Raw genomic sequence first — 25210 nt, 5'->3', positions numbered from 1 at the left:
GACTAACCCAGGGCGCGGGCGAAGCCTGCCGCCAGTTCGGCGACCTGCTCCTCGGTGATGACGAAGGACGGGGAGATCTGGAGGGCGCCCTGACCGGCTGCGCGGCCCGAGATGCCGTGGGCGCGCAGGGTTTTCACGAACGGCATGGCCTCGGCGGGATCGGCGAGCTGGATGGCGGCGACGGCGCCCAGGCCACTGCGGACCTCGGCTACCCGGGGGTGCTCGGCCAGTGGCGAAAGGTGCTTGTGCAGCAGGGATTCCAGGTTCTTGCTGGCCTCGAGCAGGTTTTCCCGCTCCATGATGTCGAGGGTGGCCATGGCGGCCGCCGCGGCGCCGGCGTGGCCGCCGTAGGTGTAGCCGTGGCGGAACCAGGTGCCTCCGGCGAAGAACGGCTCGGCGACCCGCGGGGCGATGAACACCGCGCCCATCGGCACATAGCCGGAGGTCAGACCCTTGGCGGTGGTCATGATGTCCGGCTGCAGGTCGAAACGTGAAGAGGCGAACCAGGATCCGCCGATGCGGCCGAAGCCGGTGACGACCTCGTCGGCCACGAACAGGATGTCATTGTCGCGGCAGATGCGGCGCACCTCGGCGAGGTAGCCCTCCGGCGGCAGGTAGACGCCCCCGGCGCCGATGATCGGCTCGGCGAAGAAGGCGGCAATGCGCTCGGCGCCGACCTCCTCGATGAGCGCGAGCAGCGCCTTGGGGTCGTCCCAGCCGATGGTGCGGGCGTCGGGCATGAACTCGCCGTAGCCCTCGTGGTTCACCGGAATGCCCGCGAGCGAGGTGCCTGCCACGTGCATGCCGTGATAGGCCTTCTCCCGGCCCACGATGATGGTCTTGCCCGGCTTGCCCATGACGTTCCAGTAGCGGCGCGCCAGCTTGGCCGCGGTATCGATACCGTCGGATCCGCCGGAGGTGAAGAAGATCTTGCTGCCGGGCACCGGCGCGATGGCGGCGAGCCGCTCGGCCAGATCGCGCAGCACCGGGGAGGCCAGATCGCCGAAGTTCGAATAGTGCGCCAGATTGCTCAGCTGCGCGGCCACCGCATCCGCGATCTCGCGGCGGCCGTGGCCGACATTGGTGAACCACAGCCCGGCGGTGGCATCCAGGTACCGGGTGCCGCCCTCATCCCAGATATATGCGCCGTCGCCGCGCGCCACCACGAACGCACCGCCGTCCTCCACCGCACCCATATCGGCGAAGCCATGCCACAGCGAACCCATCCCGCACCTCCGTCACACCGACACCGACTGCCACTTTCCGGGCATGTCGACCAACCACACCATCACACCATCACCGCGCGGAGCAGCGCGAACGGCCCCCGGGACTGGCAGCTCAGCCCGCCGCGGCGAGCACGAGCATGTACGCGGTACCCAGATCCATCACCAGGTGCGGAAACACCGCCTTGGAACCGGTGCCGACCGCATGCGGAAACACATGCCACAGCGCGCGCCGAGATGCCGGAACCGCCATGACCACCGCATCCACGGTGAAAAGCGCGGCCAGCGCGAGCATCGGCGCCGGGGCGGGCCCACCCGCCATATGCATGCGCATCCCGGGCTCGGCATGCCCGCTCATCGCGTACAACATCGCCCCCGCCGCCAGCAGGTGATAGGCGAACGTAGCGACACTCACACTGCGCCACCGCAGAATTCGACCCATCAGCACTGCGGCGTAGACCACAATCATCGCGGTCAGCACACCGCGCAGCGCGCGCGGATCCGCCGTCGCCGGAAACACCAGCATGGCCAGCATCACCAGGCACATGAGCAGATGCGCCGCATCCGACTCCTGATCCACCCGAAACCCATTCCCCGCCAGCACCTCTCCCCCGCCCACCGGCCGCACCGCGGCCAGCCGCCCCACCACGATCACCGCAGCCATCACGAAGCCGGCCACCACCAGCCACCGCAGCATCCCGCTGTCCTGCACGAATCCCGCCATGCCCCACCACCTCTCAGCGCGGAGTCCTGCCTCCCTCCATAGTGGCACCGCCCCCACCCGTCGGCACCGCCCTTACCCTGCCGAACCAAGGTCATCCCACCGCCACTCGGCGGCAGACCGGCAGGCAGCCGCCACGCAGCAGCGGTGTTCTGCGGCAACCCCCCACGCTTCGGTAGATCCCAGCACAGCCCTGGACAACGCAACCGGACGAGATGGGAAGGCGCGAGACATCGGCAAGGCGACTGCGACGGCCCGCGGTCGGGCACACCTCCTGTCATCCCGGCGCGCTTCGGGCCGTGATCCACGGAAACCGTTGACACGCTGCGGGTGTGGATCCCGGCCAAGAGCATGCCAGGATGACGGGGTTCGCGCGCCGGATGACGGGGCTCGCATGCTGGGAGACGGGGCTCGCATGCCAAGAGACGGGGCTCGCGCGCCGGGAGACGGGGTTCGCGTGCCGGGATGACGAGGGCGAGTCACTCGGATAATTCAGGACACCTCACGCACACAACGCGAATCACCGCACCCGTCGGTCGAATTCGACGGGTGCGGTGACTCGGCTGCGGGTGACGGGCTCGCGAGGTCTCCCAGGACCTCGGTCAGCTGCCGACGTAGGCCGCCAGATGTTCGCCGGTGAGGGTGGCGGGTTTGGCCACCAGGTCGGCGGGGGTGCCCTCGAAGACGATGAGGCCGCCGTCGTGACCCGCGCCGGGGCCGAGGTCGATGATCCAGTCGGCGTGGGCCATGACCGCCTGGTGGTGCTCGATGACGATGACCGACTTGCCGGATTCGACGAGGCGGTCGAGGAGCCCGAGGAGCTGTTCGACGTCGGCGAGGTGCAGGCCGGTGGTGGGCTCGTCGAGGACGTAGATGCCGCCCTTGTCGGCCATGTGGGTGGCCAGTTTCAGGCGCTGGCGCTCGCCGCCGGACAGGGTGGTGAGGGGCTGGCCGATGGTGAGGTAGCCGAGACCGACGTCGGCGAGCCGCTCGAGGATGGCATGCGCGGCCGGGATCTTCGATTCGCCGGCGGCGAAGAATTCCAGGGCCTCGCTCACCGACATGGCGAGCACCTCGCTGATATCGCGGCCGCCGAGGTGGTAGTCCAGCACCGCCGCCTGGAACCGCTTGCCCTCGCACACCTCACACGTGGTGGCCACGCCGGCCATGATCGCCAGATCGCTGTAGATGACGCCCGCGCCATTGCAATTGGGGCACGCGCCTTCGGAATTGGCGCTGAAGAGCGCCGGCTTCACGCCGTTGACCTTCGCGAACGTCTTGCGGATCGGCTCGAGCAGTCCGGTGTACGTCGCCGGATTGCTGCGCCGCGAACCCTTGATCGCGCCCTGATCGACCGACACCACATTCTCACCGGCGGGAATCGATCCGTGCACGAGCGAACTCTTGCCGGACCCCGCGACACCGGTGATGGCGACCAGCACCCCGAGCGGGATATCGACATTCACACCGCGCAGATTGTGCGTCTTCGCGCCACGAATCTTCAAGGCCCCGGTGGACTTTCGCACCGTTTTCTTGAGCGCGGCCCGATCGTCGAAATGCTTGCCGGTAATGGTGCCGCTGCCCCGCAGACCGTCGACGGAGCCTTCGAAACAGATGGTGCCGCCACCCGCGCCCGCACCGGGTCCGAGATCGACAATGTGATCGGCGATCGCGATGGTCTCGGGCTTGTGCTCGACGACGAGCACCGTATTGCCCTTGTCCCGCAGACGCAGCAGCAGATCGTTCATGCGCTGAATATCGTGCGGATGCAGCCCCGCGGTGGGCTCGTCGAAGACATAGGTGACATCGGTGAGCGCGGACCCCAGATGCCGAATCATCTTGACGCGCTGCGCTTCACCACCCGACAGCGTGCCCGACGTGCGCTCCAGACTGAGGTAGCCGAGCCCGATCTCGACAAACGAGTCGAGCGTCCGCTGCAACGTCTCGAGCAGCGGCCCGACGGACGGTTCGTCCAGCCCCTTCACCCATTCGGCGAGATCGCTGATCTGCATCGCACAGGCATCGGCAATGCTGACCTTCTTGATCTTCGAGGACCGAGCTCCCTCGCTGAGCCGGGTGCCGTGGCATTCGGGGCAGATATCGAAGGTGACCGCCCGCTCCACGAACGCGCGGATATGCGGCTGCAGCGCATCGACATCCTTGGAGAGCATGGATTTCTGAATGCGCGGGATAATGCCCTCGTAGGTGAGGTTGATGCCATCGACCTTGATCTTGGTCGGCTCCTTGTAGAGCAGATCGGCCAATTCGCGCTTGTTGAACTTCTTGATCGGCTTGTCCGGATCGAAGAACCCGCACCCGGTGAAGATCCGGCCGAACCAGCCGTCCATGGAGTAGCCGGGGATGGTCAGCGCACCCTCATTGAGCGATTTGGTGTCGTCGTACAGCTGCGTCAGATCGATGTCATTGACCGAGCCCCGGCCCTCGCAGCGCGGGCACATACCGCCGGTAATGCTGAAGCTCCGCCGCTCCTTCACCGTCTTGCCGCCGCGCTCGATCGCGACCGCACCCGCACCGCTGATCGAGGCGACATTGAAGGAGAACGCCTGCGGGGAACCGATATGCGGCTTCCCGAGCCGGCTGAACAGAATGCGCAGCATGGCATTCGCATCCGTGGCCGTGCCGACCGTGGAACGCGGGTCCGAACCCATCCGCTGCTGGTCGACCAGGATCGCGGTGGTGAGCCCCTCGAGCACGTCGACCTCGGGCCGCGCCTGCGTCGGCATGAAACCCTGTACGAACGAGCTGTAGGTCTCATTGATCAGCCGCTGCGATTCCGCGGCGATCGTGCCGAATACCAGCGAACTCTTGCCGGATCCGGAAACGCCGGTGAACACCGTCAATCGGCGCTTGGGAATCTCGATGCTGACGTCTTTGAGATTATTGACCCGCGCGCCGAGCACGCGAATCAGCTCGTGACTATCGGCGGCGTGCGACGCGGGCGCGGACGTCCTCTTGGTGGCCATGCTTATCGTGTCTCCGTAATTCAGGGTCGGTGGCGGAGAAATGCCGGACGGCTCAGCCCAGTTGCTGGATGCGGACCATATTGCCTGCGGGATCGCGGAAGGCGCAGTCCCGGACGCCATAAGGCTGGTCGGTCGGTTCTTGGACGACTTCCGCATCGCTGGCCTGCACGCGCTCGAAAAGGCCGTCCAGGTCTTTAGTAGCCAGCAGAATGCTGGAATAGGTGCCCTTGGCCATCATCTCGGTAATGGCGCGTCGCTCGTCCTCGGTGAGGCCGGGGTCGACAGCCGGCGGATGCAGCACGATCGAGGTATCGGGCTGTCCGGGAGGGCCGATGGTCAGCCAGCGCAAGCCGTTGTATCCGACGTCATTCCGGAGCTCGAATCCGAGGGTGTCGCGATAGAAGGCCAGCGCGGCATCCGGATCGTCCTGCGGGAGAAAACTCGCGTGAATGGTGATGTCCATGGCGATCAGGCTAGTTGCGACTCGGTAGCCGCCGCTTCTCTATTCCTGATCGGTCTGGTTACTTGTTTCTCCACGCATGACGGAATCCCCGAGGTCGCGGTCGCCTCGCGGCGGTAGACGCTCGGCGGAACCCCGACCAATTCGGTGAAACGCGTGCTGAACGTGCCCAGGGACGAGCAGCCGACCGCGAAACAGACCTCGGTAACGCTCAGATCGCCACGCCGCAGCAGGGCCATCGCTCGCTCGATACGGCGTGTCATCAGATAGGAGTACACCGACTCGCCGTACGCGAGCTTGAACTGGCGGCTGAGATGACCGGCCGATATGTGCGCGTCCCTGGCGAGCGCCTCGACATCCAGCGGTTGCGCGTACTCCCGATCGATACGGTCGCGCACACGGCGCAGCCGCGCGAGATCGCGCAGACGCTCTGCCCCGGATGGACTGCTGGTCACCTCACCGATCGTGCCATGCCGTGCCCGACTTGCCTAGTTTCACCAGCACCCGCCGCTCAGCGCATCCGGAAGACCGGTCCTCGGGGGCGGAAGGGTAGTGCGGCGCCCGCCGGAACGAGGAACGCGTGCTCGTGCCGAATGCGGACCACATCGCACATACCGTCGGTGATGATGAGAATCGGCCCGTCGGCGGGGAAATCGGTGGCGCGCTCCAGAAGTCGGATACCCGGCTGCAACTCGGTGCCGCCGCGGCCCCGGACCCGGACCTTCGAGGCGATCTCGTCGACCGGCAGATACCCGGCGTCGTGGGCGGCCGCATCGCAGAACACCACGCGGGCACGCGGGACGTCACGGGCACGGGCGTACGCGGCGATCGCGCCCAGACCCTTGCCCATGAGCTCGGTGGACATGGACCCGGAGGTGTCCAGGACCACGCCGAAGGTGGGCAGCCGGACGGACTCTTCCGGGCGCACCCAGGCGGGGCGCGGGATATCGGGCGTGGAGGACTGGCGACGAGAGGCGCGGGCATAACTGCGCCGCTTCTCCACAGCGGGCACATGTTCGTCGAACCACTGCGCCAATTGCGCGTCCCACGGCAGCGGTGGCTGATCGAGGGCGCGAATCTCCTGCTCCAGACCGGCGGGCAGCAGGCCGCGGCCACTGGACTGGTGGTAGGCCAGACCGGTCGCGAGTGCGCCGCGATAGTAGTGGTCCAGATCGATATAACCGCCGGTAGTTCCCTTGTGCGGCAGTGGATCTCCGAAGATGTCGCCGCGACCGCGCCCCCGCAGGGTAGCGAGCTTGCGATTGCGGCGCAGGTCACCGGCAATGCGATCGTAAATCTGTTCCGCGGAAAGACCTTTGAGCTCCGGGTCGTAGAGCAGCCCCTCGGGAAGCTCGCCGACGCCCATCTCCACCAGCCAGCCGTTGACCACGTAATCGCAGGCCACATTGAACAGGTAGTGATCGCGCCAGCCCGCCCGATCACCGTGTCGCAGTGCGGCATGCAGCATTTCGTGCGCGAGCACAAAGCGCCATTCCTCATCGCTGAGACCGGCGAACGGGTTGATGTAGATCTCGGCGGCTTCGGCATTGACCGCGGCGATCGAAATATCCCAGCCGCGAGCAATATCCACCTCCGCGACGATCGTCATTCCGGCGGCCAGCGCCCCGAGCAGCGGATAGGAGGAGACGAACCAATTGAGCGCGCGGTCCCACGAGCGCATGACCTTGCGCCGGCCGGCGGTGACATCGTGGCCCGCCTCGGCGAGCGCATTGCGGGCGGCCTCACCGATGCCGATCGCGAAGTGTGTGCGGTGGTCGTGGTTCTTGGCGGTCTCGGCATCACCGACGAAGAAGTCCGGATACTCGGGCTGCCGATACTGCTCGGGAATGCCCGTGTGCCACCAGCGTTCGGTCAGAGCCTGCTCATCGGAGCCGCCGGGCGTCGGCGGCAGATCCGCGGGCGGACGGCCGATCTTCAGCGTGAGCAGGTACTGATCGACCACCGCACAGCACGCGGACCGATACGCCGGATGCGGCTGCCGCGGATTATTGAGCCAGGTGGCTGCGAAGAGGTTCTCCTCCAGCATGTGCTCAGGTATGCCGCGCGGATCGAGGTGCCCGAAACCCGCGTGCAACAGCAAATGCGCGAAGGCCCAAGCCCATTCATCGGCCGATGCTTTGCGCTTCGGCGCGAAATGAATGGCGCCGTGGCCGGAGATGACCGCCCACGCCTCCGGGGGCAGCCGGTCACCGGCGTCGACCAGCCCCCGGCCGGCCCAGCGGAACATCGGATTCTCCTGCACCTGCGCCCACCCGGCCAGCATGTTCTCGTACCAGGGGTCGGCGGCCCTGCGCCGTTTGCGGGTCGAACGTCCCGACACGATTACCTCCGCGCCGCCAGCCGAGGCAGATCCCGGGTGACCTCCACCAGGAACCAGGACGGCAGCACGGGCAGCCCGTTCTCATCGGCGGCAATGACCAGTTGCGCGCATTCCACCGAGATCGCCGCCAGCTCGGTGAGCATCGTCTTGGCGCGCAGCACAAAGCGTTTCAGCCCCGCCGAGGCGTGCTCGCGGGAGGCGGGCAGCTCCTTCACCAGCCGGGCGCGGAAGGTTTCGGACAGGAAGTACAGCAGGTCGCGGTCGGCCGGATCGCGCGGCCACGCCGCCTCGCCCTTGACGACCGCCTCCAGATCGAAGGCGTGCCGCACCGTCTTCACGAAGGCGCGGAAGGCGGAAGCATGTGCGGCAGTGAGGGTTCCGGAGGCCAGCACCCACAGCGAGGTGTCATCGATCCCGGTTCCGTAGGAGTGCAGCGCATCCGAGAGCATGTGCCAGCCGCGCGGCGTCGAGAACGCCTGCTCCGACTTCGGCGGTGCGGCCCAGAGATGATCGGGCCGCTGCATGACGTACTCCACCACCCAGGGGTGAATGTCATTGTGCGCGGCCCACTTCAGCCAATCGTCGACATCGGCGCGCAGGTGCACATGCACCATGCGGTTCACCAGCGCCGACGCCATGGGGCGGGCCAGCGCATTGTCGGTGGCGCGGTTACCGGCGCCGATCACCACCGATCCGGCGGGCAGTTCGTAATTGCCCACGCGGCGATCGAGGATCAGCGAGTAGAACGACTTCTGCACCTCCGAAGGCGCGGCATTGAGCTCGTCCAGGAACAGGCAGTACGGCTCGGCCCGCGCGATCATCTCCGGCGGGGCGAATCGGCTGCGATCGTTCACGATCTGCGGGACACCGATGAGGTCTTCCGGCGCGAGCTGCGTGCCGAGCAGGGTCACGCATTCAAGTCCGAGGGAGTCCGCGAATGCTCGCACCAGCGAGCTCTTTCCGATACCGGGCGCACCCCAGAGGAATACCGGGCGAACCACCGCGACGTGCAGTAGCAACTCCGGCAACTGATCCGGGGTCACCGTCACTGTCGCTTCCAAGGCGTCCTTTCCCATTGCGGCAAGTCCCATTGCCGCGAGGTCGTCTCAGGCTAGGTTCGGGACTGCGCGAATGCCATTGATTTTCCGGCGCCGACCAGTGATTTCCGGGCTCCGACCGGCCGGGAACCACAGGGCGCAGACCACTCTGGCAACCGGCCGAACGGCATCGATAGCCTGAAGATATGCGCATTGTGGTGGACGATCTGTCCGGTGCCGAGGTGATCGAACTGCTGCAGACCCATGTGGCCGAAATGCTGGACAACTCCCCCGAGGACAGCATGCACGCGCTCGATGTGGACGCGCTGCGCAAGCCCGAGATCACACTCTGGTCGGTGTGGGAGGGCGACGATATCGCGGGCTGCGGGGCGGTGAAGGAGCTCGATCCGATGCACGGCGAGATCAAATCCATGCGCATGGTCGAGGCCTGGCGCGGTCACGGGGTGGCGACGCTGCTGCTGGAGCACATTCTCGGCGTGGCGCGCGAGCGCGGATATACGCGGCTGAGCCTGGAGACCGGGTCCTCGGAGTTCTATTCGCCCGCGGTCCGGCTGTACGAGCGGCACGGATTCGCGCTGTGCGGACCGTTCGCGGAGTACACCGATGATCCGCACAGCGTGTTCATGACCCGGGAGCTCTGAGCGGGATCACGCCGAGCTGGATCAAGACGTGTGCGTACGGCTTTCGCGCCAGAAGCGCGCGAGGAAACCGTTCAGCGCGACCACGGCGGCGGCCAAGATCGCGAAGAAGATCACCATCAGCACCAGCTTCCACGACATTTCGAGGTAGCCCTGATGCCGCGGATCGATGAAGGGGTAGGGATACCAGTCCACGATCGGGCCGCGGACCAGCGTGTACACCCCGTAGAGCACCGGGTAGATCAGCCAGATGCCGATGAGCCGCGCGCTCAGCTTGATCGCGGCGGGAACCAGTAGCCAATCCGCCAGCACGACAATGGGCATGACCCGGTGCAGTGCGGGATTGGTCCAGTGCTCGCCCAGCTGGACATCGATATTCGACAGCAGCAGCGCGTAGATGATCCCGGTGATGACCAGGTAGAGGGTGCCCGCGCCGCGGAACAGCTGCCAGCCCCGGCTGATCGGCGCACGCAGTCCGCCCACCAGCAGCACCACCACGCCCACGATATTGGACTGGATGGTGAAGTAGCTGAAGTAGTTGGCTTCGGAGTACCCCGCGACGCCGATGTTCTCGATCGGGATCCACACCAGCGCGACGATGCCGAAAACACCGAAGGCAATGCGCAGCGCTCGAATCCACGCGGGCGTTCCGGCAGTGCTGTTCATGGCCTGATATTCGCACGGGAGCACGCCGAAACGCGGACGATACGCCGATACAGCACACTTCAGGCAACTCACTCTCGAGCGATCTGCGCCACCGCCCCGACCGGCCGCGCAATGACTTCGCTAGGCTTGACGGTGCAATGACCAGGACTGCCGCCACCGTTCGCGAGCTTCGTTCCCGCCTGGCCGACCTCTCGATCCGCGACGAATATCGTTTACGTCGGCGCCTCGACCAGGTCCGCGGCGGCGACCTCAGCGCACTCGAAGCCGAAATCGACGCCGCCCAGCGGCGCGTCGACACCCGTCGCGCCGCGCTACCCGCCATCAGATATCCGGAGCAGCTACCGGTCTCCGCGCGCCGCGAGGACATCTCGAAGGCCATCGCCGAGAACCAGGTGGTGATCGTGGCCGGCGAGACCGGCTCCGGTAAGACCACCCAGCTACCCAAGATCTGCCTGGAGCTGGGGCGCGGCATTCGCGGCACCATCGGGCACACCCAGCCGCGGCGCATCGCCGCGCGCACGGTGGCCGAGCGCATTGCCGAGGAGCTGGGCGGCGAACTGGGCGATGTGGTCGGCTACACCGTCCGATTCACCGATCAGGCCTCGGATCGGACCCTGGTCAAGCTCATGACCGACGGTATTCTGCTCGCCGAGATCCAGCGGGACCGGCTACTGCGCCGCTACGACACCATCATTATCGACGAGGCGCACGAACGCAGTCTCAATATCGATTTCCTGATGGGCTATCTCAAGCAGCTGCTGCCCAAGCGGCCGGATCTGAAGCTCATCATCACCTCGGCCACCATCGATCCGGAGCTGTTCGCCCGGCACTTCAGTGACGAGAAGGGCACTCCGGCACCGATTGTCGAGGTCTCGGGGCGCTCGTTCCCCGTGGAGATCCGGTATCAGCCACTGGCGCTGGAGGTTCCGCTCACCTCCGATGATCCCGATGACGAGGACACCCGGGTCGTCGATCGCGATCCCACCGATGCCATCGGCGATGCGGTGCGCGAACTGCTCGACGAGGGCGACGGCGACATCCTGGTCTTCCTGTCCGGTGAGCGCGAAATCCGCGATACCGCCGACACGCTGCGGGATATGAAACTGCCGCGCACCGAGATCCTCCCGCTGTACGCGCGGCTCTCCGCGGCCGAGCAGCACAAGGTCTTCAGCAACCACGCCGGTCGCCGGGTGGTGCTGGCCACCAATGTCGCCGAGACCTCGCTGACGGTGCCCGGCATTCGCTATGTGGTGGACCCCGGCACCGCGCGCATTTCCCGGTACTCGCTGCGCACCAAGGTGCAGCGGCTGCCCATCGAACCGATCTCGCAGGCGTCGGCGCGGCAGCGCTCCGGGCGCTGTGGCCGCGTGGCCGACGGAATCGCCATCCGGCTGTATTCCGAGGACGACTTCGAATCACGGCCGCAGTTCACCGAACCCGAGATTCTGCGCACCAATCTCGCCGCCGTCATTCTGCAGATGACCGCGCTGGGGCTGGGCGATATCGAGAGCTTCCCGTTCGTGGAGGCCCCGGACAATCGCGCCATTCGCGACGGCATCTCGCTGCTCGAGGAGCTCGGCGCGCTGGCTCGGCGGAGCGAGGACGCCGATCGCTCCGAAATCCCCGATGCCGGACTGACTCTCACGCCTATCGGCCGGGAAATGTCGCAGCTGCCGGTGGATCCGCGCATGGCGCGCATGCTGGTGGAGGCGAACCGCACCGGCTGCCTGGCCGAGGTGCTGATCATCGTTGCGGCGCTGTCGATTCAGGATGTGCGCGAGCGGCCGGTGGAATTCCAGCAGGCCGCCGATACCAAGCACGCCCGCTTCCACGTCGACGGCTCCGACTTCCTCGCCTACCTCAAACTCTGGGACTACCTGGGCGAGCAGCGGCAATCGCTGTCCTCCAACCAGTTCCGGCGCATGTGCCGCGACGAATTCCTGCACTACCTGCGCATACGCGAATGGCAGGACCTGCACGGCCAGCTCCGCACGATCACCCGCAGCCTCGGCTGGTCGACCGACTCGGGGTCGTCCGACAACGACACCGCCGAAACCGATTCCGAATCGGGCCGCTCCGACGGTCGCGGCAATTCGCGCGGCCGCGGCAGAAACCGACGCGGCGGCGAAAGAGCCGACAGCTCAACCTCATCCGGCCGGCCCGCCGGAACAGAGACCTCGAGCCGAGTCGCCACCGGTCGCACCACTGCCGACTCCGGAAGCAGCATTAGCGGAGACGTCGCCGCCTCAGGCAAGGACAGCGGCGGAAATACGAGCGCAGCAGGGAGAAGTGCCGCGCGGAATTCCGGTGACTCCGGTAGGGGCGCTGCGGCTTCCACCCAGGGCACGGGCTCGAAATCCACGTCGGGCAGCACTGCCACGTCCGGCAGCACTGCCACGTTCAGCGGCAACGCGACGTCCGGCGGGGGCTCAGCTATGCGCAGCACCTCCGGGAGTGGCGGCACCTCCGCAGCGGGCAAGGCCGTACGCGGTGGGCGTGGGCAATCCGGTGGGAGTGCGTCCGGCGGAGCCGATTCGGCTGCGCGGCTTGCTGCGCTGGCGGCGACGGCCGATGAGGCGTTGCCGTGGGATTCGCTGTCGATTCATCAGGCACTGCTGGCGGGGATGCTGTCGCATATCGGTGTGCGGGAGGCCGAGAGCCGGGAATTCCTGGGCGCGCGCAATGCCAAATTCATGATCTTCCCGGGGTCCTCGCTGGCCAAGAAGGCGCCGCGCTGGGTGATGGCGGCCGAGCTGGTGGAGACCTCGCGGCTGTGGGGACGGACGGCTGCGCGCATCGAACCGGAGTGGGCCGAGCGGCTCGCCGGGGATCTGGTGAAACGCACCTACTCCGAACCGCATTGGTCCTCCAAGCGCGGTGCGGCCCTGGCGTACGAGCGGGTCACGCTGTACGGGATTCCGCTGGTCACGCAGCGGCGGGTGGATTTCGGGCGCATCGATCCCGAGCTGTCGCGCGAGCTGTTCATCCGGCATGCGCTGGTGCAGGGCGAATGGCAGACCCGGCACGAATTCTTCGAGCGCAATCGCGAATTGCTCGACGATGTGGCCGATCTCGAGCATCGGGTGCGCCGGCGCGACATCCTCGTCGACGATCAGGTGCTGTTCGACTTCTACGACGGCCGCATTCCCGCCGATGTGGTGTCGGTGCGGCACTTCGACAGCTGGTGGCGCAAGGCGCAGCGGCAGGATCCGACGCTGCTGAACTTCACGGCCTCCACCGTCGTGAACGAGGATGCGGCGCTGCTGGATCCGACCGCGTTCCCGGACAGCTGGCGGCAGGGTGAGCTGATCTTCCCGCTCACCTATCAATTCGAGCCCGGCAATGCCGATGACGGTGTCACCGTGCACATTCCGATCGCGCAGCTGGCGCATGTGCGGGCCGTCGGCTTCGACTGGCTGGTGCCCGGTATGCGCGAGGAGCTGGCCACCGCACTCATCAAGACGCTGCCCAAGCAGCTGCGGCGCGCCGTCGTTCCGGCGCCCGATTTCGCGAAAGCCGCACTGGCACAGCTGACTCCGCGCGCGGAACCGCTGCGCACCGCCCTGGTGCGGGAGCTGTCGCGCCTGGGTTCGGTCACCATCGCACCCGCCGATATCGACCCGGTCGCACTGCCCGATCACCTGCGTATGACCTTCGCCGCGACGGATGCCGCCGGCACGCTGATCGATCGCAGCAAGAACCTGGCCGAGCTGAAATCCCGTCTCGCGACCCAGGTCTCGAAGACGGTGGCACGCGCGACCGCCGCCGCCGAGCGCGCACCGGCCGCGGTGTGGACCTCGGAATCGCTCGGCACGCTGGAGCCGACGGTGCGCAGGCAGGTCGGCGGGCAGACCATTACCGGTTATCCCGCACTGGTTCCCGAGGGCGACGGCGTCGCGGTCCGGGTGCTGAGCTCACCGGCCCAGCAGGCCGCGGCCATGCGCACCGGCACCCGCACCCTGCTGCTCCATGCGCTGCCCAGTTCGGCACGTGCGGTCACCGCCGGGCTGCCGCCCGCCGATCGCCTTGCGCTGAGCCAGAATCCGTACGGTTCGCTCGACGCGCTGATCGAGGACTGCCGCGCCTGTGCCGCAGATCAGCTCATTGCGGGTTCGGGTGGACCGGTGCGCAGTCCGGAGCAGTTCAAGGCGCTCGTGGAGAAAGTGCGACCCAACTTCACCACTGCCGTCGTGCAGATCGTGCGATTGGTGGTGCCCGTGCTCGCCGAAGCGCATCGGGTGCGTGCCGCCCTCGCCGATTCCCGCGATCGGGAAGCCGTGCAGGACGTCACGCACCAGCTCGACGATCTCGTCTTCCGCGGCTTCGTCTCCGAATGGGGCGGTGTGCGATTGCGCGAACTGCCGCGCTATCTCGAAGCGGCAAAACTGCGCCTGGAAGCCCTGCCCGCCTCGGCCAATCGCGACCGCGCGGGCATGGCCGAACTCGATCGCGTGCACGCCGCCTACGATCGCCTGCTCGAACTGCTGCCCGAGGGCCGCCGCACCGGCCGCGACATCACCGAAATCTGGTGGATGATCGAGGAATTGCGCGTCAGCCTCTTCGCTCAGCAGCTCGGCACGCCATACGCGGTGTCCGCCAAGCGCATCGAGAAGGCGATCGAGGCCGCCCGCAAGCCCCCTGCCAAACGCTGATCGCGCGGGCAGGGGTGAATCAGGCAGGGGCGAACCAGCTATTCGGCTGCGACGCCCACCGCGTGTTCGGCGCGGTGCTTGCGCAGTGAGGCGATCTCCTGCTCGAAATCCTCGGCGGAGCTGAAGGATCGGTAGACCGAGGCGAAGCGCAGGTAGGCGACTTCGTCGAGATCACGCAGCGGGCCGAGGATGGCGAGACCGACCTCGTGGCTGGGCACCTCGGGAGCGCCCTTGGCGCGTACCGCATCCTCCACCTGCTGCGCGAGCAGGTTGAGGGCGTCGTCGTCGACCTCGCGGCCCTGGCACGCGCGGCGCACACCGCGAATGACCTTCTCGCGGCTGAACGACTCGCTCACGCCGCTGCGCTTGACCACCGAGAGAATCGCGGTTTCCACCGTGCTGAACCGTCGCCCACACTCAGGACAGGCACGACGCCTCCTGATGGCGCTGCCTTCCTCGGCTTCACGCGAGTCGACCACCCGGGAATCGGGGTGGCGACAGTACGGGCAATGCATCCGTGATCCTTCGTCGGGGCCTGGGCTCCTCAGCAATCTCGAGGATACCCGGACTGCGGCGATCGGCGTGCGTCCGCCCGGGTGGGCGGCCCGGATCAGGTGGTCAACTGCCACTCGGCGGTCAGATCTCCGAGCAGATCCGGCAGTCGCCGCACGAGCCTTCCTTCGGCCAATTTGTCCGAAAAGGGCTCCGCTAGCACCGGTCTCGCGATGGCCTGATTAGCGGAAAGCTCCAGGTAGCGCGGCAGTAGATCATTCGTTATGTAGTTCCACCGCGTGTCGCGGTCGGCCCAGTTGAAATTCGGCAGCGGAGTGCGCAGCGACATGGTGCCCGCGGTGAGGGTGGTGGGCGCGAACACACCCGGGGCCCGCACGCCGGGAACGGCGGCTTTACCGGCGACGGTGCTCACGTAGGTCATGACCCGTCCCATGACGCCGCGCCCGGAGGAGGTGGCATCCCACTGGTCGGCGATGATCTGGTTCTGCTCCCGGTCGGTCATGCGATAGGCGGCATCGGCCAGTCCCGCCGGCGTGCCGCCGTCGAGCTGACGCCATGCGGTGACGGCATTGTCATCGAGCACGCCGGCCCGGTACATCTCCTCGACCCCGGCCAGGCCGTCGGCGACATATGCCTCGTGCATGGGCACCTGATCGATGAAGATGTGCTTCTGCATGATCATCAGGCGGGTCTGGTACCAGGTCAGATCGTCGGCGGTGAGCCGCTCCCCCTCGGTGCCCAGCGCCTTGATATCGGCGGGCAGCAGATTCAGCAGATCGGCGGGCGTACCGCGCAGCAGATCGGCGACCGCACCGCCCACCTGGTGAATGCCCGGAACACTGACGATATTCGCGACATCGCCCATATCGAAGAAGCCCGAGGCGAACGATCCGCCCGCGAGCCCGGCCAGCCCGGTCCAGTAGAAATCCGGGTGCTGATTATTGAGCCGCAGATAGTTCACGTACACCTGGATGAAGGTGGGCGAGTTCGCCGCCACACCGCGCGCCGGATCCCAGGCGGCCAGATCGATATCGGCATTCTGGGTGGCGACGGTCAGCCAATACTGGTGCAGCAGTGTGGCGTAGTGCCGCGGCGCCACACCCGCCGCCCGCGCGTCGTCCAACGCGGTGCGCAAGTGTGCCGGGTCCAGCGGTAAGGCCGGATTCAGGCCGCCACCCGCGGAACCGTCGCCATTGACCGACGGCAGATCCAGGTAGGCGGCGTAGGTGGATTCGGCGTGTGCCGCCGGTACCGAGACCAATCCCAGCACCAGGCAGGTCAGCAGTCCGGCCAGTCGAATCAGTCCCTGGCCGCGGTACGGCCTGGCCGCACCACGCGCGTACGGTCGGCCCGCGCCTCGCGGGAGTGGCCTGCTCGCGCACTGCCGCGTGCCGCCGGTGCCCTGCGCCATTGCGCCCCCTTGTGCAATACACGCCGGTCCGTTCGGGGCCGGCGCGAATGTAGCCTCTGTCACATCTCGGGCACCGTAGCAACGCGTTTCAGTTTTCAATCTACTTTTTCGGCCATCCCCGTGGCCGACCATCCCTACTCGAATGCCCGGCTATCGCCAGGCGAACCGCATATCGGAAGCTTCGAGCCGTGACGCTTCCCCGCGCCACCGCACTGTGGCCACCGACGCGCTAACGATCAGCGGGGCGGGGCGGGCGCGACCTGGACCACCGAGGTGGTCTGCGAACCGAAATCTCCGGATCGCAACTGCGCCAGCGCAATCAGACCGGCGACGGCCAGCGCCGTCATCAGGGCGGTCACCGCGAGCGCCGCGAAACCGATCTGCGCGCGCTGCACGCGAGTGATCGGGTGCGCGCCACGAGCGCGCCCGGCGCGGCGCGCCACGATGTGCGCCCGCCCGGCACGCGCGCGCTCGCGCGGTACGGGCTGCAGGCGCGCCCGGCACGGCTGCCGGTCGGCCGCGGGGCGCCAGAGGGCGTGCGAGACGGGGGCGGGGGCACGGTCGGCGTGCAGCTCCCACGGGATGCTGCTGAAGCCGAAATCGCTTGCACGAGTGTCGAAATCGCTGGTCACAGTGCGCATCGAAGAATCCTCCATGCTGGGCTTGCCGGATAACTCTGGACAGTTGACTCGCTCATGTGTTCGAAGAACTGATGTTCGAATTTCTACCACGCCCGACCGACAATGTCGCGTATTTGCGCGACATGCGTCGAACAGATGTTTGATCAGTCCGGAGTCTCGGACTACAGTCAGTCACGAGCTTCCCGGACGTTCGGCAAACAGCGCCCGGGGACGAATTCCGGTGAGACACAGCAGTGAACGGAGGACTGCGGCGGTGAGCGAACACAGCGCTGTGGAGGGTGACAACGGTCCGGCCGACCAAATCGGGGACGGCACCGAGACATCCAGCCAGGGGGCGGATCTCACGGCCCGCCAGCGCCGAGTGCTGGATGTCATCCGGAGCTCGGTCAGCGACCGCGGGTATCCGCCCAGCATCCGGGAGATCGGTGATGCCGTAGGCCTCACCTCCACCTCCTCGGTGGCGCATCAGCTACGTGCGCTGGAACGCAAGGGCTACCTGCGCCGCGATCCGAACCGCCCGCGCGCGGTCGATGTCCGCGGGCTGGACGAAACGGTCATGCGCGCCGCAGCCGGTGCGCCGCAGCTCCGTTCGGTCCCGGCGGAGGTCGAGAGTTCGGGCGATCGCCCGGTGCCCATCTTCGTCCCGGTACTGGGCCGCATCGCCGCCGGTGGTCCGATCCTGGCCGAGCAGGCGGTGGAGGACATCTTCCCGCTGCCGCGCGAACTGGTCGGCGACGGTTCGCTGTTCCTGCTGAAGGTCGTGGGCCAGTCCATGATCGACGCCGCCATCTGCGATGGCGACTGGGTGGTCGTCCGGCAGCAGAATGTGGCCGAGAACGGCGATATCGTGGCCGCCATGATCGACGGCGAGGCCACCGTCAAGACCTTCAAGCGCACCGGTTCCCAGGTGCTGCTGATGCCGCACAACCCCCTGTTCGAGCCGATTCCGGGCAATGACGCCCAGATTCTCGGCAAGGTCGTCACGGTCATTCGCAAGATCTGACCGTGCCGGACTGCCGTGGCCCGGCGCCCGCCCGCAGACCGGGCGCCGGGTCACGACACTCACTCCGAGCCGCGAACTACGTGGCCGTACCGCCCCAGACCGCATGCGCTCCGGAATCTCCGACGCGATAAGTCTGCAGCAGCGCCGCGGCCCCCGCCGCCAGCGCGATCACCGCGATCAGCACCTTCACCATTCGGCCGAGTGACTTTCCCCGGCCCTCCAGCACCTGCGCCCAGGCCAGCAGTGCGGCCGGAATGAGCAGCGGCGCAACAAAATACAGCATTTCCCGGCCGAGGTCGGCATGATGATCGATGGCCGGTGTCGAACCCAGCCGGCGCTGCAGCCACTCCCCCGCCTCGGTGGTCACCGGGGTCAGCGCGACGACCAGCACCGCCAGGCCGACCGCCGGCCAGATCCACCGGCGACGCGCGGCGGGCCACAGGGCGCAGACGATGAGCAGCACCGCCGTCAATGGCACAAGAACGACAATGGCGTGCACCAGCAGTACGTGTGCGGGCAACCCACTGATTGTCGACATTCGACTCCCCGATTCGGTCCGTTGTTAGTCAGGACACGTATGGGGAGCACCGGAGGTTCGGCGGTGCGCCGATATTCGACGCGGGGTACTACAGCTGTTCGCTGCGCGCCGGGCTGCCGCCGGGACCGTTCTCCGGGCCGACCGGCGGCGTCGACGGCGGCACCCGGGTCATGAGCACGGTGGCTTCGGCATCGATCGGCCGGTCGGGGGCCGAACGCCTGATGACCGTCGTCGCCGCATCGCTCTGCTGAGCGTGATCGTCCACCACACCCGGCTCACTGTGCGGCGCAGGTTCATTCAGTCGCGCGCTGTCCGGGAGCTGCACCTGATCGATCAGGTGCGCGGGAGCGGAGGTCTCGGGCCGCGCCGAGGCGATGACCTCGGTGAGCCCGAGCGCGGGGTCTTCGGCAGGCACCGGATCGGCCATGGTCGCGGGCGGTGTCGGGCTCGCGAAGCCGAGCATTTCGTACTGGGCGCCAATAGTCATGGCCACCGAGTCCTTGTCCGCGGCGATGAAGCCCTGATTGGGGCCGATCACGCGGCGCAGGGACTCCAGCCAGCGGTGGTCGAGCACCCGGCAATCGGCCCACGGGAAGTATTCGAGACCGGTCCGCAGGAAGAAGCGATCACCGATCCGAGCCTGGCGCAGCAGATCCAGCAACCAGGCGTCGATGCGATTGGGCTGCGCATTGCGATAAATGCGCGTATGCGGCGGCACGGCAGCGCTCGCGAACTCTCCGAACGCACTCAGCAACTTCACAGGGAACTCATCGGTTCTGACAAATCCGACAACATCGAGCCCCTGCAATTGATCCGGAAGCTGCGCCGCGGCCCGGCGCTCGTCATGCAGTTTGAACTTCCTGTTGATGTCCTCGGTGCGCATTTATCCCCGCTTTCCCGCCATACTTCCGGGAACCCTAGCATGAACCCAACCGTTTCAAATCCAGTTGGTCACCTGGCCAGATAGGCCCTGACCCGCACTTCCGCTATGCATCCGCAACCCATATGCGCACCCCTGGCGGCCGTCGATCGAGTCGCCGAATATCAGGGCCGATAGCGCCCGGTGATGATCTCGCCCTGGGTGTCCAGACCGGGATTTCCGTTTCCCCAGTAATTGCCGTGCGCCCACGGATCGAAGGGCAGCAGCGAGCCGTAGGGCAGCGCATGCAGCAGGAGCAGATTCAGGGTCGCGCCCGCGGAGGGGAAGACCGTCGCACCGAAATCCGGATCGACCGGATCGGCGCCGTGGATCCAGCGCGCATAGAACGACACCGGGTCGGCCGGGTCCGCGGTGGCGTACACGTGCTCGTGATTGTGTTTCACGGCGATGCCGTCCAGTCTCAGTTCGGAGACATCGTGCACGTCCACACCCGGACTGCCCACGAAGATCAGATTGTCTGCCGCGAGTGAATTGCCATGACCGGCAGCAATTCCCATGAGCGTGGTGCCGTAGCTGTGCCCGACCACGGTGAGGTCGGCGGGCACGCCCCCATGGGTGGCGCGTAGGCCCGATTCGAAACGGTCCAGGGCCACAGCGCCCTCGTCGGCGTACCGATCCGAGAGCGCGTTTCCCAGTCCGGGCGGCGATTCGTAGCCGTACCAGGCAATGACGGATGTGCGCGCCGAGCGGTCGGCCTTGGTCGCAGCGGCCAGCAGGGCGCGCGCACGACCCGTTCCGGTGGCGATGCCGTCGAGCGCCGCGCCGGTGCCGGGGACAAACGTGGCGATATTGCTCGCGGCGTCCGGATTATTGAGGGCGATCGCCCCGTGACCGTCACCGTCGACACTGAGCAGATAGCGCCCGGAGCTGTCCGCCGCAGCCGTGGCGGCCGTGTATGCGACCAACTGCGTACGGATCTGCTCGCGTTCGGCCTCCCAGCGGTGCAGCGCGATCCAGTCATGTGGCGTGTCGGGCAGGTGCTCCCGGCGCGCCCAGTCCGGATGCTGGGCGTCCAGGCCGCGCAGGTCCGATTGCGCGGCCGCGCGCAAGCGTGCGAGATCCCTCCGGTTGTAGCAGTCCCTGGCTACTGCCGGAATGCCGTCCCGATTGCCGATCGCGGGGTCGAAGGCGGCCAGCGCGTCCTGATCCGCCGGTGTGAGCGACTCCCACAGCGCGCGCAGGGCTTTCGGATCGTCGGGCAGGAAGGCATTACCGTCCAGCACGGCGGCCACCCGCGCACTCATCGCCCCGCCCTGCGGCGCGGCGTGCAATGCCGCCAGCGCCTCGACGGCAGCGGTGAGTCGCTGCCCGATCGACTGATCGGTCGCTCCGGCACAGTCGAGCAGCGGCAGCAGCCGTGCCTGCAAGGCCAGTGCTTTCGCCTCGAAGCAGGCCTGCAGTGCGAGATCCAATGCGGCATTGCCGGTATCGGCGTGCGGCGCCGCGACCGTCCCGTCATCGGCGATCACACATCCATTGGCCGCGGCCTCATTGTCGATATCGCGCACGGTCGCACACACTCCCGCCAGTGCCGCGGCGTCGGCGAGCGCATCGGCGATATCGAGCACAGCCGCACCGATGTGATTCGCCGTCAGCTGGGAGCTCAATGCATGCAATGCCGCTGCGGCAGCCGCCGCACCCCGCCAGCCCGAGACGGCAATATCCACATGGCGGCCGACCGCCCGCATGGCCCCGCCGAAGCGCAGATTCCCTTCCACCACAGCATCACTCGCGATCCCGGCCACCGCCGGATCCCATCCGCGCACCTGTGACATGGTCGCTCTCGACAACGCTCCCTCCCGGCCCCTCCTGCCTACAGCGCCCTGCGAATACCTACGGCCTTCCCTGCAGATAACTGTCGAGCCGGCCCTCGAATGCCGCATCGATCTCGGCATAACCGCGGGCTCCATGCTCGGACACCTCGGCTAGCTCGACCAGTCGCTCGGCCATCCCCGCGAATGCGAACCGCAGCGGCTCCCCCACCCCGGCCACCGCCGCACCGATAGCCGAGTTCGGCATGGCCCGGCCGACTTTCGCGAGCACATCCACCGGATCGATCCCCGCAATAGTCTCGGCCTCCACCCGCACCGCGGCCGCCATAACCCGCAACGCCTCCACGTCGGCACGCAACATATCCCCCATGAGCTCCCCTTCTCTCGAGCTCAACCCTAATCCGATCGCACACCGCCCGAACGGCCCACACCGAATCTGTGGACAACCAACCCGCTATCCACAGCCGGATCATCCGACCAGCTGCCCACCAGCGCCGTAGTACTCACGGAGCATGAGCGCCGACATGGTGGATCGTCGGGATCGCTCGTCGAGTGGGCTTTGGTGGGGGCTCGGCGTATTGCCACCACCGGAGCCCACTCGTGCTGGTTCCAGCTGTGGGTCAGACGGATTCGCGGTCGCGGCGGGCGGCTTCGCGGGCCAGGGAGCGGTCGCGCTGCTCCTCGAAGCGGATCACGTCCTTGGCGAGTTGGTCCAGATGCGCGCCCAGTTCCTCGCGCGTCTGTTCGCCGCGGGCGGTGAAGTCGGTGCGGTCGAACAGGTTCCACTGGCGCAGGACCGGCATGATCACCTCGTCGAGGTGCTGGCGTAGGTCGTAGATACCGTGTTTGGCCAGCAGGACACTATTGCGGCGGAAGTCGGGCATGCCGGCGCCGGGCATGCGGAAATTGCGGATCACCGTGGCGATGGCTTCGATGGCGTCATCGGGGACCAGGTCCAGGGCCGCACCGCAGATATTGCGGTAGAAGACCATATGCAGATTTTCGTCGGCGGCGATGCGCGCCAGCATGCGATCGGCGATCGGGTCTTCGCAGACGCGGCCCGTATTGCGGTGCGAGACACGGGTGGCCAGTTCCTGGAAGGTGACGTAGGCGACGCCGTGCAGGACGGCGTGATCACCCGTCCCGGTGGGATCGTCGACGCCCTGTGAAACGCAGATCATGCGCGCGTGCTCCAGCGCGACCGGATCCACGCCGCGGGTGACCACCAGATAGTCACGGAGGGCAATGCCGTGCCGGTTCTCCTCGGCGGTCCAGCGATCCACCCAGGTGCCCCAGGCGCGGTCGCGGGAGAACGACTCCGAGATCAGCCGGTGATAGGAGGGCAGATTGTCCTCGGTGAGCAGATTGGTGACCATGGCGGCGCGCGCGAGGGGGCTGAGCCTGGATTGCTCAGGGCTCCAATCGGTTCCGCCCATGGCCGCGAAATTGCGGCCCTCGCCCCAGGGCACATAGTCGTGCGGATGCCAGGTTTTGGCGAGGGATAGGTGCCGGTTCAGGTTTGCTTCCGCAACCGGCTCGAGCTCGGACAATAATTCGACTGGGGTCATGGAATTCACCACAGGCGTGGTCCTCTGTCTGCATTTGACGGCCGAATCCGTTGTCCGCGAGCCTACCCGGATCGAGACTCGGCCGCCCGGCCCTGGAACAAGACGACCGTTATGCAGCAATGCGACGACGCCGGACCCGATCCCGCAGTCGCGGACGCGGTGCGAGCCAGGCGGCCACCTCACCGTGCCCGATCCGCTGATTGAAGCGGCCGATCTCCCGAATGGCCTCGCGGGCATCGGGCAGGATATCGGCGGCGGCATGGAAGACGTGGATTGCCTTGTCCCACACCTGCACTCGGCATTCGACCCCGGCCGCCGCGCAGCGCTCCGCCAGCTTGTCGGCGTCGGCGCGCAGCACCTCGGTGGACCCGACCTGGATGAGCACCGGCGGCATACCGCTGAAGTCGCGGTTGACCGGCGACCAGAGCGGGTCCAGGACCCCGTCCACGGCAAAACCCCACAGGGCCGGAATCGCCAGCGCTTCACCGGAAAGCATGGGATCGACCCCATTGTTCGGGTGCGCGATCTTATCGGTGGAGTCCAGATCCGCCCACGGCGCGATGGCAGCAATACCGCCCGGTATGGGCAGCCCGCGATTCCGCGCCTCCAATGCGGTGGTGAATGCCAGCCCACCACCGGCGGAGTCCCCCGCGAAAACAATGTGCGCGGGCTCGAATCCCTCGGCGAGCAGATGCCGGTACGCGGCGAGGCAATCCTCGATGGTGTCGGTGATATGCGCCCAGGGCAGCTGCCGATAGTCGACATTCAGCAGCGGCATCCCGCTGTCCCGGGCAATGCGCGCCACGATGCGCCGATGGGTATTGAGCCCGCAGGCGACAAATCCGCCGCCGTGGAAGTAGAGGATGGCGCCATCGCGCAACCGCTCCGGATCGACGGTATTGGCGTGCCACACCCATTCGGCCCCGAAGTGCTCGAACCGCACCGGCCGGCGCTGGGTACCGCGCGGCGGGATGAGCACCCGCGCGAGCGGATCGGCGAGTTCGACGGGCGCGAAGATCACGGTGTGCCCGCGGAGCGGCCGCTTGCCGCCGAGCCACACCAGGGCGTCGATACCTCGCCGAAGTGTGTTGTAGGACAGCGGATGTGCGATGCGCAGCGGCAGGCTGGCCCGGCGGCGCAGTTCGATGGTGACGGATTCCGGCGCACGGTCGAATGCGGCGTTGTGGGATTGAGCGGGCATCAGCGACTCCTCGATGAACCACGGGCCGGCAGCTGTGGTGGCTTGTACCCGAGATTACACTGTCTCAGACAGTAGGCCAAGACGGAGAGCCCCCAACCGGACTCTCCGTCTCGCCCCGGCTATTTGGCCGGGGCGGCCGGTAGGACAGCGGGCAGGCCCGGCAGTCCCGCATCCGGCTGACCGGGACCGGTCTTGGCGCCGATATCCTTGTACCCGAACACCTTCCACTGTCCGCCGACCTTCATGAGGTCGACGTACTCGGTCACCGAGCCGGTGGTCGGATCGTTCTGGCCGGGCGCCCGGCCGGTCAGCCCGACCACGGCGAGCATGCGAATCAGGGTGTCGTTCTGACTGATCACCGCCGCATCGGAGACCGCGCCGGACATGCTGGCATTCGATTCCGCGAGCAGGCTGAGCAGCGCCTTGGTCTGGCGCACCTGCTCTTTCAGAGTATCCGTCGTGGCGGCGGTCATGGCGTCGTTCCACTTCGCCATGCCCTTATCGTTCACGCCATCGACGGTATAGGCGGTCGCCAAGAAATCCCCGCCGACCTTCAGCGCCGCATCCCGGTCCGCCGACTTCGCATCACCGGCCGCCGCGGTATGCCGGAGCTCACTGCGCGCATCCGCGAAATGCCAAGCCCCGAAACCCAACCCGGCCGCGACCACGACCACCGCCGACGCCGCAGCAACGACCACGGGCAGACGAACCCTGTCCCCCACCCGAATCCGAATGCCGCGCAGCCTCGATGCCGCCCGCTCCGGTACCGCGGCCGATTCCACCGCGGTGTCCTCCGAGCCCTCGATGTCCTCAGCAGGTTCCTCGCTGTCGACCGCTGTTGTCTCGGGTTTCTCTTCTGTCGTCATAGGATTCCGCCTTT

21 protein-coding genes are annotated in these 25210 nt (G+C 67.0%); 3 read left to right on the top strand and 18 right to left on the bottom strand.

Translation table 11 applies throughout. The annotated features are described in order from the left end of the window. Window positions 1-2: 2 nt before the first annotated feature. From OG326_RS14260 to OG326_RS14230, 7 genes are all read right to left on the bottom strand, one after another. A complete protein-coding gene (locus OG326_RS14260) occupies window positions 3-1226 on the bottom strand; it encodes an aminotransferase family protein (protein WP_327145109.1) in 1224 nt (407 codons plus the stop codon). Window positions 1227-1338: 112 nt separating this feature from the next. Beyond that, a complete protein-coding gene (locus OG326_RS14255) occupies window positions 1339-1947 on the bottom strand; it encodes a DUF5134 domain-containing protein (protein ID WP_327145108.1) in 609 nt (202 codons plus the stop codon). A 599-nt stretch (window positions 1948-2546) separates the two neighbouring features. Next, window positions 2547-4928 carry an excinuclease ABC subunit UvrA gene (locus OG326_RS14250; protein ID WP_327145107.1) on the bottom strand — a complete coding sequence of 794 codons (2382 nt, stop codon included), beginning with the start codon at window positions 4926-4928 and terminating at the stop codon, window positions 2547-2549. Between the two features lie 52 nt (window positions 4929-4980). Then, window positions 4981-5391 carry a VOC family protein gene (locus tag OG326_RS14245; protein WP_327145106.1) on the bottom strand — a complete coding sequence of 137 codons (411 nt, stop codon included), beginning with the start codon at window positions 5389-5391 and terminating at the stop codon, window positions 4981-4983. Between the two features lie 5 nt (window positions 5392-5396). Beyond that, the gene (locus tag OG326_RS14240; protein WP_327145105.1) at window positions 5397-5843 is read right to left on the bottom strand and encodes a helix-turn-helix transcriptional regulator; all 447 of its coding nucleotides are present in this window, start codon (window positions 5841-5843) and stop codon (window positions 5397-5399) included. A 56-nt stretch (window positions 5844-5899) separates the two neighbouring features. Next, on the bottom strand, window positions 5900-7729 hold the full coding sequence (locus tag OG326_RS14235; RefSeq protein WP_327145104.1) for a vWA domain-containing protein: 1830 nt from the start codon (window positions 7727-7729) through the stop codon (window positions 5900-5902). A 2-nt stretch (window positions 7730-7731) separates the two neighbouring features. Continuing rightward, entirely contained in the window at window positions 7732-8778 is a 1047-nt protein-coding gene (locus OG326_RS14230) for an ATP-binding protein (RefSeq protein ID WP_327145103.1), read from the bottom strand. A 194-nt stretch (window positions 8779-8972) separates the two neighbouring features. On the opposite strand from OG326_RS14230, the gene OG326_RS14225 reads away from it, so the two are divergent. Continuing rightward, window positions 8973-9428 (top strand): GNAT family N-acetyltransferase, encoded by a 456-nt coding sequence (locus OG326_RS14225; RefSeq protein ID WP_327145102.1) that lies wholly within the window; start codon window positions 8973-8975, stop codon window positions 9426-9428. A gap of 21 nt (window positions 9429-9449) precedes the next feature. Here OG326_RS14225 and OG326_RS14220 read toward each other — a convergent pair whose 3' ends face one another. Further along, entirely contained in the window at window positions 9450-10091 is a 642-nt protein-coding gene (locus OG326_RS14220; protein ID WP_327145101.1) for a Pr6Pr family membrane protein, read from the bottom strand. Window positions 10092-10228: 137 nt separating this feature from the next. Between OG326_RS14220 and hrpA the strand changes: the two genes are divergently transcribed. Next, window positions 10229-14743, top strand: coding sequence for an ATP-dependent RNA helicase HrpA (gene hrpA / locus OG326_RS14215; protein WP_327145100.1), 4515 nt, complete (start codon window positions 10229-10231; stop codon window positions 14741-14743). Between the two features lie 38 nt (window positions 14744-14781). On the opposite strand, the gene nrdR is transcribed toward hrpA, so the two are convergent. The 3 genes from nrdR to OG326_RS14200 form a co-directional block, all read right to left on the bottom strand. Then, complete coding sequence (gene nrdR, locus OG326_RS14210; RefSeq protein WP_327145099.1) at window positions 14782-15258, bottom strand: transcriptional regulator NrdR; 477 nt, start codon at window positions 15256-15258, stop codon at window positions 14782-14784. 95 nt (window positions 15259-15353) lie between these two features. Then, a complete protein-coding gene (locus OG326_RS14205; protein ID WP_327145098.1) occupies window positions 15354-16667 on the bottom strand; it encodes a hypothetical protein in 1314 nt (437 codons plus the stop codon). 236 nt (window positions 16668-16903) lie between these two features. Next, window positions 16904-17308, bottom strand: a complete 405-nt coding sequence (locus OG326_RS14200) for a hypothetical protein (RefSeq protein WP_327145097.1) — start codon at window positions 17306-17308, stop codon at window positions 16904-16906. 301 nt (window positions 17309-17609) lie between these two features. Here OG326_RS14200 and lexA point away from each other — a divergent pair, with 301 nt between their 5' ends. Next, window positions 17610-18311, top strand: coding sequence for a transcriptional repressor LexA (gene lexA, locus OG326_RS14195; protein ID WP_327146485.1), 702 nt, complete (start codon window positions 17610-17612; stop codon window positions 18309-18311). A 76-nt stretch (window positions 18312-18387) separates the two neighbouring features. On the opposite strand, the gene OG326_RS14190 is transcribed toward lexA, so the two are convergent. The 7 genes from OG326_RS14190 to OG326_RS14160 all read right to left on the bottom strand — a co-directional run bounded on the left by OG326_RS14190 (window position 18388) and on the right by OG326_RS14160 (window position 25196). Continuing rightward, window positions 18388-18849 carry a DUF2231 domain-containing protein gene (locus OG326_RS14190; RefSeq protein ID WP_327145096.1) on the bottom strand — a complete coding sequence of 154 codons (462 nt, stop codon included), beginning with the start codon at window positions 18847-18849 and terminating at the stop codon, window positions 18388-18390. An 88-nt stretch (window positions 18850-18937) separates the two neighbouring features. Beyond that, window positions 18938-19732, bottom strand: coding sequence for a hypothetical protein (locus tag OG326_RS14185; protein ID WP_327145095.1), 795 nt, complete (start codon window positions 19730-19732; stop codon window positions 18938-18940). Window positions 19733-19893: 161 nt separating this feature from the next. Continuing rightward, window positions 19894-21579: an alpha/beta hydrolase gene (locus OG326_RS14180; protein WP_327145094.1), complete on the bottom strand. Its 1686-nt coding sequence runs from the start codon at window positions 21577-21579 to the stop codon at window positions 19894-19896. Window positions 21580-21622: 43 nt separating this feature from the next. Next, a complete protein-coding gene (locus OG326_RS14175) occupies window positions 21623-21931 on the bottom strand; it encodes a hypothetical protein (RefSeq protein ID WP_327145093.1) in 309 nt (102 codons plus the stop codon). 250 nt (window positions 21932-22181) lie between these two features. Continuing rightward, on the bottom strand, window positions 22182-23129 hold the full coding sequence (locus tag OG326_RS14170; protein ID WP_442790960.1) for an acyl-ACP desaturase: 948 nt from the start codon (window positions 23127-23129) through the stop codon (window positions 22182-22184). A gap of 109 nt (window positions 23130-23238) precedes the next feature. After that, window positions 23239-24330 (bottom strand): alpha/beta hydrolase, encoded by a 1092-nt coding sequence (locus tag OG326_RS14165; protein WP_327145091.1) that lies wholly within the window; start codon window positions 24328-24330, stop codon window positions 23239-23241. A gap of 119 nt (window positions 24331-24449) precedes the next feature. Beyond that, complete coding sequence (locus OG326_RS14160) at window positions 24450-25196, bottom strand: hypothetical protein (RefSeq protein WP_327145090.1); 747 nt, start codon at window positions 25194-25196, stop codon at window positions 24450-24452. Window positions 25197-25210 lie beyond the last annotated feature (14 nt).

Source organism: Nocardia sp. NBC_01327, from assembly GCF_035958815.1.
Lineage (GTDB): Bacteria > Actinomycetota > Actinomycetes > Mycobacteriales > Mycobacteriaceae > Nocardia.
The sequence above is the reverse complement of the archived record's forward strand: the minus strand, read 5'-3'. Positions and strand labels throughout refer to the sequence as shown.

What these genes read in the sequence shown, in the direction of transcription:
- OG326_RS14260 (WP_327145109.1), bottom strand. Translation starts at nt 1,226, where the DNA reads ATGGGTTCGCTGTGGCATGGCTTCGCCGATATGGGTGCGGTGGAGGAC.
- OG326_RS14255 (WP_327145108.1), bottom strand. Translation starts at nt 1,947, where the DNA reads ATGGCGGGATTCGTGCAGGACAGCGGGATGCTGCGGTGGCTGGTGGTG.
- OG326_RS14250 (WP_327145107.1), bottom strand. Translation starts at nt 4,928, where the DNA reads ATGGCCACCAAGAGGACGTCCGCGCCCGCGTCGCACGCCGCCGATAGT.
- OG326_RS14245 (WP_327145106.1), bottom strand. Translation starts at nt 5,391, where the DNA reads ATGGACATCACCATTCACGCGAGTTTTCTCCCGCAGGACGATCCGGAT.
- OG326_RS14225 (WP_327145102.1), top strand. Translation starts at nt 8,973, where the DNA reads ATGCGCATTGTGGTGGACGATCTGTCCGGTGCCGAGGTGATCGAACTG.
- OG326_RS14220 (WP_327145101.1), bottom strand. Translation starts at nt 10,091, where the DNA reads ATGAACAGCACTGCCGGAACGCCCGCGTGGATTCGAGCGCTGCGCATT.
- hrpA (WP_327145100.1), top strand. Translation starts at nt 10,229, where the DNA reads ATGACCAGGACTGCCGCCACCGTTCGCGAGCTTCGTTCCCGCCTGGCC.
- nrdR (WP_327145099.1), bottom strand. Translation starts at nt 15,258, where the DNA reads ATGCATTGCCCGTACTGTCGCCACCCCGATTCCCGGGTGGTCGACTCG.
- OG326_RS14205 (WP_327145098.1), bottom strand. Translation starts at nt 16,667, where the DNA reads ATGGCGCAGGGCACCGGCGGCACGCGGCAGTGCGCGAGCAGGCCACTC.
- OG326_RS14200 (WP_327145097.1), bottom strand. Translation starts at nt 17,308, where the DNA reads ATGCGCACTGTGACCAGCGATTTCGACACTCGTGCAAGCGATTTCGGC.
- OG326_RS14190 (WP_327145096.1), bottom strand. Translation starts at nt 18,849, where the DNA reads ATGTCGACAATCAGTGGGTTGCCCGCACACGTACTGCTGGTGCACGCC.
- OG326_RS14185 (WP_327145095.1), bottom strand. Translation starts at nt 19,732, where the DNA reads ATGCGCACCGAGGACATCAACAGGAAGTTCAAACTGCATGACGAGCGC.
- OG326_RS14175 (WP_327145093.1), bottom strand. Translation starts at nt 21,931, where the DNA reads ATGGGGGATATGTTGCGTGCCGACGTGGAGGCGTTGCGGGTTATGGCG.
- OG326_RS14170 (WP_442790960.1), bottom strand. Translation starts at nt 23,129, where the DNA reads ATGACCCCAGTCGAATTATTGTCCGAGCTCGAGCCGGTTGCGGAAGCA.
- OG326_RS14165 (WP_327145091.1), bottom strand. Translation starts at nt 24,330, where the DNA reads ATGCCCGCTCAATCCCACAACGCCGCATTCGACCGTGCGCCGGAATCC.
- OG326_RS14160 (WP_327145090.1), bottom strand. Translation starts at nt 25,196, where the DNA reads ATGACGACAGAAGAGAAACCCGAGACAACAGCGGTCGACAGCGAGGAA.